This is a genomic window from Synechococcus sp. PCC 7336 (assembly GCF_000332275.1).
In the GTDB taxonomy this organism is placed as follows: Bacteria; Cyanobacteriota; Cyanobacteriia; order Thermostichales; family PCC-7336; genus PCC-7336.
The window spans coordinates 199,547-212,472 of record NZ_CM001776.1 but is presented as its reverse complement, the minus strand read 5'-3'; the positions used below and the strand labels follow the sequence as shown (position 1 = coordinate 212,472).

Below are 12,926 nucleotides of genomic sequence, written 5' to 3'. Positions count from 1 at the left end.
ACGGGCGGGACGCGAGTGCGGATATCGATCTCGTCAAAGCCCGCTCCCATCCCGGCGGAAGACTATCTAGTATCGATCTAATCACAGTAAGACTTTCAACCAGTTTTGGGTAGGCAGTCTTAGAGCGGAAAGGGAGCGGCATCACTGAGAGCTATCAGAGAGTTGCCGAAGTTTTTCTACTAGATTGTCGAGCTGAACCGAGCCGATATCCCCTCCCTTGCGCGATCGCACCGCCACGGTTTGGCTTTCTTGCTCGTCAGCCCCCACCACTAACATGTAAGGGATTTTGGCCTTTTCGGCATTGCGAATCTTTTTGCCGAGGCGATCGGAGGCTGCATCCACAGCAACGCGAATTCTCGAACTCGCTAACGTCTGGCGAACGGACTCGGCATAGGCCAAGAATTGGTCTGAAATCGGCAAAATGCGGGCTTGTTCGGGAGCTAACCAAAATGGAAAATCGCCAGCATATTGCTCGATCAAAATCCCAACCAGTCGTTCTAGCGAACCAAACGGCGCTCGGTGAATCATAACGGGACGCTTGCGCAGGCCATCTTCGGCCATGTATTCCAGGTCGAAACGCTCGGGCAGTTGATAATCCACTTGCACGGTCCCGAGCTGCCACTCGCGATCGAGCACGTCCCTAAAAATAAAGTCGAGCTTGGGACCGTAAAATGCAGCTTCCCCTTCTGCCTCGAAATAGGGCATCTCCAGTTTTTGCACGGCCCGACGAATGGCCCCCTGCGCTTTTTCCCAAGCTTCGTCAGAGCCCAAATATTTATCGGAATCGGGATCGCGGAAGCTGAGACGGGCGCTGAAATCTTTCAGTCCCAGTTTATCGAACACACTGAGGATCAGATCCACCACTTTGATGAACTCTTCATCGAGCTGCTCGGGAGTAACAAATAGGTGGGAATCATCCACCGTAAAGCCCCGCACCCGCGTGAGCCCCCCCAATTCGCCCGACTGCTCGTAGCGATAGACTGTACCGAACTCCGCCAGACGCATGGGCAAATCGCGGTAAGAGCGCAGTTCGTTTTTGTAGATCTGAATGTGGAAGGGACAGTTCATGGGTTTCATGACAAACCCCAATTCCTGTTGGCGTGCCTCGTCGTCTTCCGCCATCAGAGGGAACATGTCGTCCTTATAGTTCTGCCAGTGACCGGAGGTTTTGAACAGATCGACGCGGGCAATGTGGGGAGTCGTGACGGGCAAATAACCCCGCTCGATCTGCTCTTGTTTGAGATAGTCCTCCAGGATGGAACGCAGAATCGTCCCTTTCGGGGTCCACAGCGGCAAGCCGGGACCCACTTCATCGGCGAACAGAAATAGGCCGAGCTCTTTACCCAGTTTGCGATGATCGCGTTTTTTGGCTTCTTCTAAACGCGCTTTATAAGCCCGAAGCTGCTCGGGGGTTTCCCAAGCGGTGCCGTAAATGCGCTGCAGTTGGGCTTTGGTTTCGTCGCCGCGCCAGTAGGCTCCAGCCACAGAGAGGAGATCGAAAGATTTGGGGTTGATGTCCTTGGTGGTTTCTACATGGGGTCCGGCACACAAATCCCACCATCGATCGCCGAGGTGGTAAATGCTGATGGCCTCCCCTTCCGGGATGTCGGCCAGGATTTCCAGTTTATAGGGTTCGCCGAGGTCTTCGATGCGGCGTTTGGCTTCTTCGCGGGGAACTTCTTCGCGGGTGACGGGCAGACCTTGCTTGAGAATCGCCACCATCTCCTTTTTGATTTTCTTCAGATCGGCGGTCTCGAAGGGGGTGGGAACGTCGAAGTCGTAGTAGAAACCGTAGTCCGTGGGAGGACCGATGGTAACTTGAGCCTTGGGAAACAACCGCTGAACGGCCATTGCCAACACGTGGGAAGTGGTGTGTCGGATGCGGTGCAGGTCTTCCGATTCACTGGTGCGCGGCAGCGGGATGGGTCTGCTTTCTTCTGCTGAATCCGACATGGCTACTATTTCTTCAAATCGATGGGTGTCCGCACTCCATCTTAGTCCTTCAACTGCTCGCACAGGGGGGCGATCGCCATTGGTACAGACGCCACTTGCAAGAACTGCGTTCGGGAGAAATGCCGCAGCCTATTCCTCCCAAATCTGGGCTTCGGTGGCCAACTCTGCATTCGGGGACCAAATCCCGATCTGGTCTGCTCTCGCTTCGCTCTGTACTCCCCGCAAAAAGTTGTCGTGCTTGATGTTGTGGTTGGTCCGGTCGACCACTGCGAGACCGGCACGCACTAATTCTTCATTCATTTGCAGCCCATTCAGCCAAACATAGGCTTGAACCGCTCCCGTTCCCTCGGGGGTACGTTGGAAGGTATCGCCTTCGAGCCGAACGATCCGGTGCAGAAGAGCCCCTTCAATTCTGCCGATCGCCTCCTGCTCGATACTGGGGGCTAATGCGGCCAAATTTTCCAACCCTGCCAACTGAATCTCCCGCAGTTCTAGTTCCCCCTCCACTTGAACTAAGACAGTGGTGCCACTCAACACCTTCACTACGGTTGCCTGAGGATGGCGGTCTAAGTTGTCGTTACTGAAATAAAACGAATGGTCGGGGACAATTCTAGGTTCGCCGTAAGCGCGAGCGATCGCAGGGTGTAAAAATCCTACTGCGATGCTAGCTAAAACACACTGTTTCAGCATTGCTCTATCCTTTAAACTTGAAATCTTATCAAATGCTGTCATCGTATCTTATCTCAAATGCGATAGCTGTATCCGCAATCTGTGCGCTTGCCGACAAATGTCGAGATGAGTGTTCCCACACAAAGACTCGAAGACTGCAGCTCGAATACTATTCTTCGGGGAAGAAATTCTCTTGGGGAACCGAGACAACGATCTGTCGGCGATCGGACGGCCTGAGTTTTGTATCTTGCAAACAGGCATTTTCCAAATTTGCGCCCTGCAAATTCGCTCGTCGCAAGTCGGCACCGCGCAAATCAGCCCCGAACAAATCCGCCTGAGCGAGATTGGCACGAAACAGACAGGCATTCAATAGGTGAGCGCCAGTCAAATTGGTCCGACAGAGTTGAGCGCTGTGGAGGTCGGCAGCAATCAGTTCTGCCTCGAACAAATTGGCCCGACTCAAATCTGTCTGGCAAAGCACCGCTGCAATCAAAATCGCATCGCTCAGATCGGCCCGCTGCAGCACGGTTCCACTCAAATCGGCATCTCGCAAATCTGCCTGCCGAAAACTGGCCCCAATCCCATTGGCATCGCTCAAATCGACATTGCGAAGCTGCGCGCGGCTAAAATTCGCCCCCACCGCATTGACCCCAGCCAGCAGACTTCCCTCCAAGCGTGCCTCTTCTAGCTGAGTGAGGGCCAGATCGGCCTCCAACAAACAGGCTCCCCGCAAATCGGCACCGATCGCCCGAGCGCTGCTGAGATTTGCCCCTGTCAAATTGGCCCCCCGCAAATTGGTCCCCCGCAAATCAGCCCCCTGCAAATCAGCCCCCTGCAAGTCCAGCGATGAGAGAGCTCTCCCCCTGATGCGGCGATTGCTTCGAGTGTATGGGCCGGCCCCATTGGAATCAGCCATGCTTTGTTTGAGGAAGGCTATCAGTCGGGCATCGGCCACAGCCAATCTCCTTGATGATGTATTGCAATCTTCCCAGTCGCGTCCTATTTCGAAGCTATCAAGAAAGAGGGCTTCCTTGGGGAAATTCTGTCAATCAATCTCGGCCAGTGGCAGAATTGGCCATTGGGCTGCATAATGTGGGTAACCCAGGTCACACAAGGGTATGTTTGAGTTTAGTGTCCTGCCAGGTTTTGTCAAAGCTATCTCTGAATCAGCCTGCAGTTGCAGTAAAGAGCGACTAGCTGCTTTTCTCCTGGCGATATAGCTCGATAGCAATAGGCAATAGGCCAGCTATCTGTATTGTCCGAACGAATCCCCGCACAGCAATTGTTCGTGCCTATTTTGTTTATCTCCGACGCTCTAACCAACATACGCTCTAACCAACATACACTTGACGCTCGGTCTGCTGTCCCGCACCCCACATTCACTCTCGCTGCGGGTGCTCGTACGCTCCACCTGGAAGACCTAGTTACTGTAAACTCAATCCTTAGGACTTTAACTTATGCCTCGCAGTCGGAAAATTTACCGAAATTCTAGAGATTCAAAAAGAACCCCGTCTCGTACCCCTGCCACTGTTTTGCCAAAGCTAATCGAAGCTAATGCGCCTTTGCAGTCGAGCAACCAGCTCCTGCTGATGTACAGTCACTTTCAATCTGAAATGCCGACAGATGGCAAAACTCGGATTACCAACTGGCTTCAATCCCATATCGGCAAATACGGATTGCCCAGCCTGATTCGGTTTGGGCCGCGATCGCGGCCTCGCGTCTTCCGCAAAGACGAGTTTCGCAATTGGCTGCCCAGCCTAGCCACAGAATAATCTCCAAACGAGCAAATGGTGCCATTGAACCATAGCTCTTTCGCGCGATCGGTATTCAAAGATACGGCCATTTTGAGGGCTCTGGGCCATACTGAGGCGGTAGTCAAATGAGGCTATCTCTAGCATGGATTTTAAGTCAATCAAACCGGTTGTTAAACAGGCATTGATGGCAGATGGGCTGACCTCTACCGAAGCAGAAGTGATTCGGTCTGCCGTTCTCTCTGATGCCAATAAAGAACGGGCTAATCTTTTGGTTGAGCTTCTAGGACTAGGGCCCGCCAGCCCTATGGCAGAGGGTTGAGCCCCGGGAATCGAACAAGCTCCATATTATTTAAAGCACCCCTACACTGCGGGGTGCTTTTTCAATCCCAATTAGGGCTTGGGCGAAAGGGTGGAAGAAGGAGAAGTCTGGCTGCTGGGAGTAGCTGTTGCTAGGGGAGCTGCGGCAGGCTCGCTGCCGATCGCGCGAGTATGGACCTGCCACTGGAGATCGTCGGTGCGGGGGAAATCATCCCGATAGTGGCCGCCGCGACTTTCTCGACGAAACGCTGCACTGGCGAGCACGAGTCGAGCGATCGCCATTAAGTTGCGCAACTCTAAACTGCGGTAGAGACGGATGTTGGCTAGGGGTTGCAGAACTGTGTCTGCCGATAGGAGCAGGGAACTAGCGGTTTGACTGGACCATTGCTGCAATTCTGCTAGGGCAGACTGCAAGCATTTGGCATGGCGACAAATGCCAGCTGCATCCCACATGAGGGTTGCCAGCGATCGCGTCCTGCCATCGGGGTCGGCCAGATCTAGCGGAATGAGCGGCATATTCGGCAGGGGCAGAGGGGCTAGGTTTGCTGCCCGACAGTCGGCGGCCACAATGGCTGCGGCCAGGCGATGGGCAAAGACCAAACATTCGAGCAAAGAATTGCTAGCCAGACGATTGGCACCGTGTACCCCCGTGCTGGCAACTTCTCCCACGGCATAAAGCCGATCGATCGTGGTGCGTCCCCACAAGTCCGTTTCAACGCCTCCCATCCAATAGTGGGCAGCGGGAGCCACAGGCACCGGTTGAGTATAGACATCAATGCCGTAGCTCCGGCATACAGTCGCAATGGTGGGGAAGCGATGGCGGATGGTTTTCGGATCGAGATGGCGCATATCCAGCCACACCCAATCGGGTTCGTCGGGCGATCGCTGCTGTAGGTGGCGAAAAATGGCGCGACTGACCACATCTCGCGGGGCTAACTCCCCATCGGGATGGTAGTGAAACAAAAACCGCTCCCCTCGAGCATCGATCGCATACGCCCCTTCCCCCCGCACCGCTTCGCTAATCAGAAAGCGCGGCGCGCCGGGAGCCATCAAGGCTGTTGGGTGAAATTGCACGAATTCGAGATCCCGCAGTGCCGCTCCCGCTCTCCAGGCGATCGCCTGACCGTCGCCAGTGCTAGACGGGGGATTGGTGGTATGGGTGTACAGTTGGCCCGCGCCTCCGGTGGCCAGCACGGTGGCTCCCGCTCGGACGCAATAGGCGCGAGGGTGCTGCTTTGATTCGTCCCACTGCAAACCGTAGAACCCGCAACACCGACCGTCTGCCATCCACAGATCGATCGCTTGCGATCGCTCCCAAACCGTAATATTTTCAGCGTCTAGCACGCGAGCCAGCAGCCGCTGCACCAACGCTTTACCCGTGGCATCGGCAACGTGCAGCACCCTGCGGCGGGAATGGGCCGCTTCTAAAGTGACTGCCAAGCGATAGGGGAATTTGCCCAGGTTGGGGGGGGGCGTCCCCTGCTGTCGAGCCCGATCGAACTCCACGCCCCAGCGCAATAATTCTTCAATGCGATCGCTTGCCTCTCGCACTAACACCTCGACAGCGGCGGGCTCGCACAAGCCGACGCCAGCTCGCAGGGTATCGGCAGCATGCAGTTGAGGGGAATCGTCCGGTTCGGTGACCGCCGCAATCCCCCCTTGAGCCCAACTGCTAGAGGAGGTGGGCAGAGTTTCTTTGGTGAGGAGGAGGACGCGCCAATCGGAGGGAAAACTCAAAGCAGCATACAGCCCTGCTGCCCCGCTACCGACAATCGCCACATCCCACGTTCCGGCAAAGTCTAGCGACAGTGCGATCTCGCCCGCGTTAGTTGGAGGCAATGGCCACATCCTCTCAAACGAATGTGTCTCATTGTAGCGAGCCTTGTTAGTGGTTTAGCTGAAATCGGTGGTTTAGCCGGATCTCGCTCGAATATTGCCCTCGCTCCGCTAGGCAGGTGGAGAGACCGGCGTGTTTTCTACCATCGAAATCCCCGCTGGACTGGTCTGGGTCACCCAAAATGCAATCTCGGGATGAGCTGCAGCCAAGTTAGCCTGGAGGGCTTTGGCTAGCTCGATCGAGGGCAAGAGGGCAAACACCGTTGGCCCCGAGCCGGACATTGTGGCTCCAAATCCACCCGCTTGCTGAAGCGTTGCCTTCAACTGCGCCACCTGCGGGTAGTAGGGCAACACCACAGACTCTAAATCGTTATAGAGATAGCGACCGATCTCGGCAGCGTCTTGATGGGCGATCGCCGACAGCATGGCACTAATGGGACCGCGATCGCGTTTTGCGGCAGTCTTGTAGTGGGTATAGGCCCAAGCCGTCGAGACTGAGAGGTCGCGATGCTTGCCCAAGAGCGCGGCAATAGGCTGTAAGTCTGGCAGTGGCGAGAGTTTTTCCCCCCGACCGATCGCCAGCATGGTGCCCCCGTGGACGCAAAAGGGGATATCGGAGCCCAACTCTGACCCCAAAGCTTGCAGTTCCTGCAGCGTCAATCCCAAATTCCACAGTTGATTGAGCCCGACAAGCACGGCGGCAGCGTCAGTCGATCCCCCTGCCATCCCCGCCCCCACCGGAATCTGCTTTTCGATCGCAATCTCGACGCCTCCCTCTTGTCCCGTCCGCTCTTGCAACAGCGCTGCCGCCTGATAGGCTAAGTTGCTCTCGTTATGCGGCACGTCGGGATGCTCGCAGCGCAAGCGAATCTCATTTCCCTTCAGTGTGAGACGAACGCGATCGCTCAGTTCTACACTCTGCAGCACCATCACCACACGGTGATAGCCATCGGGGCGATCGCCTGTGATTTCGAGGTAGAGATTAATCTTGCCGGGGGCATTGAGAACGCAGGATTGCATGGCAGCACCACAACTCCAGAACCCACTCTACCGAAAGTTGTCGCGCCTCCTGCAATTCCTTCACGCGGCGGCTAACTTAGCCGCATCTACAGCCGCCACAATGCTCTGCCACAGTGGCAGCCCGTCACACTGGCCGGGTTCGCCGCGATTGAGGATCGACTCGACCGCTCGCTCGGGATGGGGCATCATGCCCAATACATTTCCCGCCCGATTGCAGATGCCGGCGATCGCCCCCACCGACCCATTTGGGTTGTCAACGCCATTGCCGCGATCGCAATAGCGCCAGACAATTTGGTTGTTTGCTTCCAGCGATTTCAAGGTCTCGTCGTCGCAGTAATAGCTGCCTTCGCCGTGGGCAATGGGCAGCGTCACCTGTTGACCCGGTGCGTACTGTCGAGTCCAAATCGAATCGCTGCGTTCCAATCGCAACCCCACCCGTTCGCAAATAAACTGCAGATCGCGATTGCGAATCAACGCCCCCGGCAACAGCCCGGATTCGAGCAAAATTTGCCAGCCATTGCAAATGCCCAGCACGAAGCCACCGCGCTCGGCATGCGCCTTGACCGCCTGCATCGCGGGCGAAAAATGCGCGATCGCTCCACAGCGCAAATAGTCGCCGTAGCTAAACCCCCCCGGCAACACCACCACATCGATATCGCTCAGATCTGTATCTTGGTGCCAAATCAATCGGGTGGGACAGCCCAACAGGCCGCGCGTCACCGTGGCCACATCGCGATCGCAATTGGAACCGGGAAACACAATAATGCCGAACTTACACTGACCCATCGCTAGCGATCTCCTCTAATCTTGCAAAGACCTCACTTGCGCCCGAGAGACTTCAAGCAATGGGGGCGGCAACAGGGGTGAGTTCGATGTCGTAATTTTCGATGACGGGATTGGCCAGTAGGCGATCGCACATCACCGCTAACTGCTCCCGCGCGGCAGTTTCATCGGCGGCGGCGAGATCGAGCGTAATGTATTTGCCAATCCGCACCCCGCTGACAGAGTCGTATCCCAGTTGGTGCAAGCTATGCTGCACCGCAGTTCCGGCAGGATCGAGGACGGACGGACGCAGGCTGACGACAATACGAGCTGAAAATTCCATAAAAGTGGGAAAACTGTCATTACTACTTTAAAGCTTTATTGCGGGACGCAGACTTTACTGGCTGTCCCCTATCCAACACTATCAGGAGACAACAACTGCCATCATGAGCGCTGTCTTAAGTGGAACCCGGGTCTGGGCGATCGCCCACAATGTGTTTCGAGAGACTGTTCGAGACAAGGTTCTCTATCTCATCCTGCTGTTCGCCGCCATCATGGCTGGCGCTGTGACGCTCATTCCCGAAATTGCCAACGGGGCTCACGTGCCAGTCGTACTCAACCTCGGTTTAGCCGGAATTAACATCATCGGACTGGTCGTGGCTGTCTTTATTGGCGCCGGTCTGATGAACAAAGAGGTCGAGAAAAAGACCGTGTATCTGCTCGTGGCCAAGCCAATTAACCGAGGCGAGTTAATCGTCGGCAAGCATATTGGTTTAGCTGTGACGATCTCTGCATTACTGGCCGTCATGCTGCCGATTTATTTGGGGAGCGCCACTGTCTTGGGTGGAGATGTCCCATTTGGGTCTCTGGCGCTGGCCGTCGCATTCGTCTTTCTAGAGCTCTTGGTGATGGCTGGGGCTGCGATTATGTTTGGGGTCATCACCTCTTCACTCTTAGCCACGCTGCTGACGCTGGCTCTTTATGTGATGGGCCATCTCAGCCACACGCTGCTGCAGTTTGCCCAGAATATAGAGAGTATCGGGATGCGCCGACTGCTCCAGGGTTTATTTTTAATCCTGCCCGATCTGACTCGGCTCAACCTCAAAAACGACGCCATCTACGCCCAGCTTCCCTCTCCTGCCGAATTGGGGTTCTCGGCCCTTTACAGCGTTTGCTATGCCACTGCGCTACTGGCGATCGCCGTTCTCGTTTTCTCCCGCCGTCAGTTCTAGTGGCGGTTTAGCGATCTCCCCTCCAGCTAGCCAGCCGAATTGCTAGAGATCGGGATGGTGAAATGAAAGCGGCTGCCGCGATCGGCTCCGTCGGACTCCGCCCAAATACGACCCCCCATTGACTCGACAATTTGGCGGCTAATGGCCAGCCCTACCCCCACCCCCCCGACTGTCCGGCGGAGCGATCGCTCCGCTTGATAGAGCCGCTCAAAAATTTGTTGCAGGCGATCGCCTTCGATGCCCCTGCCCGTATCCGCCACTGTAAATTGCACGCGATCGCCTGCCAGCGAGGCAGAAACCTCAATGCGACCGTCACTGGGCGTAAATTTGCAGGCATTTTCCAGCAGTTGTCGCAATACTTCCACCAGCCATTCGCCATCGGCCACAACGAGGGGCAGCTCGTCGGGCACGTTCAATTGAATCTGAGGGGAGTTTTCGAGGCGAGCAATGCTGCTGAGGGCGAGATCGATACATTCTTGTGGGGGGAGCAGCTCGATGTGCCATTCCACCCGACCGCTCTCTAGGCGAGATAGGGTGAGAAAGTCTTGCACCAGCCTGCGCAAGCGCTCGGCATCTTGGATGGCAGTATCGAGCATCACCTGCCGGATTTCGGGCTCCATCTCCGGTTCACTGGCAAGGGATTCCAAACACACCTGAATCGTGGATAGAGGAGTGCGCAATTCGTGCCCGGTAACAGCAATCAGATCGCTCTTGGCCCGATCGAGTTCCTCCAACTGCTGGTTGAGGTCATTCAGGTTTTCATAGGCTTCTGCTTGAATCAGAGCAACGCCAATTTGGACGGCCACCGCTTTGACCAGCTCCACTTCAGTCTCGGGCCAAGCCGATTGCGAAGGGCCTCCTCGATTGCCATCCTCGCACCGATGCAGCTCGATCGCCCCCAACAAGCGCCCTTGATAGAGCACGGGGACCGCCAGCCACTCCCGAATCTGCCAGGTTTTCCACAGATCCCTCAGGCGTGGTGGCAGTCGCTCCGATCGCGCCTCCGACTGGACCGCTTCTCCCTGTTGAAGCGCGTTTGAGAGCAGGGGATTGTTCCTGACAGGCCACAGGTGACCCAGGAGTGCGGAAATGCCGGGTTGGGTAAATTCGCTTTCGATCTCCACTTCATCCCGCTCTTCAGAGCAGCGATATAGCAGACAGCGGCAGCTACCCAACCCCTGTCCCAATTCCTGCACGGCAACATTAAAAATGTCCTTCACTTCGAGCGATCGGCGGATGGCGGTGACGATGCGATTGAGCAATCGCTCCCGCTGCTCCTTTTTCTGAATGGCTTTATAAGCCCGCTGCAGTTTGTATTGCCCCGCCTGCAGATACATCATCAGACGTTGCGAGAATGGATCTTGGGGGTGGCGATCTGCGGCTGACAGGCCGGATTTGAGCCCGCGCAACTCCGCTTGAGTGGCAGCGATGCTCTCGGAGAGGTCGGGGCGATACACCTCCACTTTAGCGAGTAGCAGTTGGGCAGCCTCGATCGCAATTTCGCGATCGAAGGTCCAAAACCCTTCAAACTGGCGCACTGCGTCCATCGCTGACTCGATCGGTTTCTCGACACAGACCAAGCAGGTGGCGAAACTGCGATCGACAATTACGACATGCCACTCGTTGGTCAGCGGATCGTCGCGATCGAGGGCGACGCGCTCGTAGGGCACCTCTTTGGCATGAAATTGGGTATCTGGAACGGCGAGAACGTAGACCTGACGGGCAATGGCACTAATGCGATCGTAGCGGGAGGCTTCTTGGCGGTAATACCGTTCTTGCTGAAAGCTGGCCAATACGAGGGCATCCCCCTGTTCTGACAGCACCAGATCCTCAAGGGCATGGCTGAGGGCAACGAGGGATGACTTGAAGTACACTTGCGGTCGAACTTGAGGCTGCGCCTCTAGCAAATCGGCCAGTAGCGAAGTTCGAGGGGGCCGAGATTGGGACTTAGATCGTTTGGCAGGCAATATCTGCAACCTCGATCGATGGTGCGCAGCAGCGTTTGCAATACTTCAGAAACGCCTTTTGTATTCTGACATTTCTCAGTTGCATTGGGGACAGCGATTTGGCGATCGCCCCCAACCCCAACGATCCAGTATGAGAATGCACTTGACGATCGTTTCCGAGGTTTTGCTGGAAATCTACTAGGTGGGTTGCTTCCAATGTGGCATCTACCAATGTGGCATCTAGAAGTTCTCTAAGTCGCTCTGAATTGGCGATCGCCTGTAGCGATGTCGAGACGGCTTGGCATTGGATAGAGTTTGTGGAGAGATCTGTGGTTACTCTGACCAGAAAACAAGCAGCGGTATAGTTGAAGGAATCAACAACAAGCTTAAACTGATTAAAAGATTGGGCGATGGCTTTAGAAACTTTGAAAACTTCAAAACTAGAGCTCTGCTTTGTTGGTACCTTGAGTCAAAAATAGCATAGTCAGAACCGATGAGCCTGTTTAACTGATTGAATCGATGAGAGGCAATCCTGCAGGTTAGCGGTTCGTCCAGATTGCCAGACCTTGTAAGAGTTTGAGGGCACGCTGGCGACTGCCGGGTTGGGTGAGGAGTCCTTGGCTGGGGCTGAACAAAAAAGCAAGGAAGAAGAGGCTGAAAACAACCAAGACGATCGCCGCCCCCGAGGGAATGTCGAGATAGTAGCTGGCGTACATGCCTGCAACGCTGGCGATCGCCCCCACAATGGCGCCGCCAAGCATCATTTCGTGCAGTTCTTTGACGAGCAGGTAAGCCGTCATGGCGGGGCCGACTAGCATGGCGATCACGAGCAGGATGCCGACGGTTTGCAGGCTGGCGACCACCGTGAGAGTAATGGCAGTGATGGTACCGGCGTAGTACCACTGCACGGGCAGACCTGCGGCTTGGGCTCCGATGGGGTCGAGGCTGTAGAGGAGCAGCTCTTTATAAAACAAAACAGTCACAATCGGGATGCTGATGGCGATCGCCGCAGTGAGAATGAGTTCCGAACGATTCACCCCCAAAATATTGCCAAACAGAATGTGAATCAAATCGATCCGATCGGCCCCCGGCAACACCGACACCAACGTCACCCCAATGGCCAAAAACGAGGAGAGCACCAAGGCCATGACCGTATCGATCTTGAGTTTCGACTGCGACTCAATCCAAGCCAGCATCAATGCACTCAGCACCCCCGCTACCACAGCCCCGACAGACAGGGGCAGCCCCAGCACGTATGCGACGGGCAATCCCGCTAACACCGAATGGGAAATCGCATCCCCCAACATCCCCATCTGCCGCACCAGCATGAAGCTGCCCACCACCGAGCAGAGAATGCCGAGCAATACGCCAATGGAGATCGCCGTGCGCATGAATTCGAATTGGAGCGGGTCGAGAAGCCAGGACATGGTGAGATT

13 protein-coding genes are annotated in these 12,926 nt (G+C 55.6%); 3 read left to right on the top strand and 10 right to left on the bottom strand.

Going from position 1 to position 12,926, the window contains the following annotated elements; translation table 11 throughout:
• Positions 1-141 precede the first annotated feature (141 nt).
• From thrS to SYN7336_RS23865, 3 genes are all read right to left on the bottom strand, one after another.
• Positions 142-1,953: a threonine--tRNA ligase gene (gene thrS / locus SYN7336_RS01060; protein ID WP_017324059.1), complete on the bottom strand. Its 1,812-nt coding sequence runs from the start codon at positions 1,951-1,953 to the stop codon at positions 142-144.
• Positions 1,954-2,082: 129 nt separating this feature from the next.
• Positions 2,083-2,643 carry a thermonuclease family protein gene (locus tag SYN7336_RS23870; RefSeq protein WP_017324058.1) on the bottom strand — a complete coding sequence of 187 codons (561 nt, stop codon included), beginning with the start codon at positions 2,641-2,643 and terminating at the stop codon, positions 2,083-2,085.
• A gap of 148 nt (positions 2,644-2,791) precedes the next feature.
• The gene (locus SYN7336_RS23865; protein WP_017324057.1) at positions 2,792-3,577 is read right to left on the bottom strand and encodes a pentapeptide repeat-containing protein; all 786 of its coding nucleotides are present in this window, start codon (positions 3,575-3,577) and stop codon (positions 2,792-2,794) included.
• 577 nt (positions 3,578-4,154) lie between these two features.
• On the opposite strand from SYN7336_RS23865, the gene SYN7336_RS01045 reads away from it, so the two are divergent.
• A complete protein-coding gene (locus SYN7336_RS01045) occupies positions 4,155-4,394 on the top strand; it encodes a hypothetical protein (RefSeq protein ID WP_227498576.1) in 240 nt (79 codons plus the stop codon).
• A 372-nt stretch (positions 4,395-4,766) separates the two neighbouring features.
• Here SYN7336_RS01045 and nadB read toward each other — a convergent pair whose 3' ends face one another.
• The 4 genes from nadB to purS all read right to left on the bottom strand — a co-directional run bounded on the left by nadB (position 4,767) and on the right by purS (position 8,655).
• On the bottom strand, positions 4,767-6,533 hold the full coding sequence (gene nadB, locus SYN7336_RS23860; RefSeq protein ID WP_227498575.1) for an L-aspartate oxidase: 1,767 nt from the start codon (positions 6,531-6,533) through the stop codon (positions 4,767-4,769).
• A 108-nt stretch (positions 6,534-6,641) separates the two neighbouring features.
• The gene (ispE, locus tag SYN7336_RS01030) at positions 6,642-7,550 is read right to left on the bottom strand and encodes a 4-(cytidine 5'-diphospho)-2-C-methyl-D-erythritol kinase (RefSeq protein WP_017324053.1); all 909 of its coding nucleotides are present in this window, start codon (positions 7,548-7,550) and stop codon (positions 6,642-6,644) included.
• Between the two features lie 60 nt (positions 7,551-7,610).
• Positions 7,611-8,336: a phosphoribosylformylglycinamidine synthase subunit PurQ gene (gene purQ / locus SYN7336_RS01025; protein WP_017324052.1), complete on the bottom strand. Its 726-nt coding sequence runs from the start codon at positions 8,334-8,336 to the stop codon at positions 7,611-7,613.
• 52 nt (positions 8,337-8,388) lie between these two features.
• Positions 8,389-8,655, bottom strand: coding sequence for a phosphoribosylformylglycinamidine synthase subunit PurS (gene purS, locus SYN7336_RS01020; RefSeq protein WP_017324051.1), 267 nt, complete (start codon positions 8,653-8,655; stop codon positions 8,389-8,391).
• Positions 8,656-8,758: 103 nt separating this feature from the next.
• Here purS and SYN7336_RS01015 point away from each other — a divergent pair, with 103 nt between their 5' ends.
• A complete protein-coding gene (locus tag SYN7336_RS01015) occupies positions 8,759-9,544 on the top strand; it encodes an ABC transporter permease (RefSeq protein WP_017324050.1) in 786 nt (261 codons plus the stop codon).
• A gap of 26 nt (positions 9,545-9,570) precedes the next feature.
• Here SYN7336_RS01015 and SYN7336_RS01010 read toward each other — a convergent pair whose 3' ends face one another.
• Both SYN7336_RS01010 and SYN7336_RS30320 read right to left on the bottom strand, forming a co-directional pair.
• Complete coding sequence (locus tag SYN7336_RS01010) at positions 9,571-11,511, bottom strand: DICT sensory domain-containing protein (RefSeq protein ID WP_017324049.1); 1,941 nt, start codon at positions 11,509-11,511, stop codon at positions 9,571-9,573.
• Complete coding sequence (locus SYN7336_RS30320; RefSeq protein WP_156819964.1) at positions 11,492-11,722, bottom strand: hypothetical protein; 231 nt, start codon at positions 11,720-11,722, stop codon at positions 11,492-11,494. The genes SYN7336_RS01010 and SYN7336_RS30320 overlap by 20 nt, the downstream gene beginning before the upstream one ends.
• Before the next feature lie 66 nt (positions 11,723-11,788).
• On the opposite strand from SYN7336_RS30320, the gene SYN7336_RS28495 reads away from it, so the two are divergent.
• Positions 11,789-11,974: a transposase gene (locus SYN7336_RS28495; RefSeq protein ID WP_071590717.1), complete on the top strand. Its 186-nt coding sequence runs from the start codon at positions 11,789-11,791 to the stop codon at positions 11,972-11,974.
• Between the two features lie 55 nt (positions 11,975-12,029).
• Here the strand turns inward: SYN7336_RS28495 and SYN7336_RS01000 are convergent, their stop codons facing one another.
• Complete coding sequence (locus SYN7336_RS01000; RefSeq protein ID WP_017324047.1) at positions 12,030-12,917, bottom strand: metal ABC transporter permease; 888 nt, start codon at positions 12,915-12,917, stop codon at positions 12,030-12,032.
• Positions 12,918-12,926 lie beyond the last annotated feature (9 nt).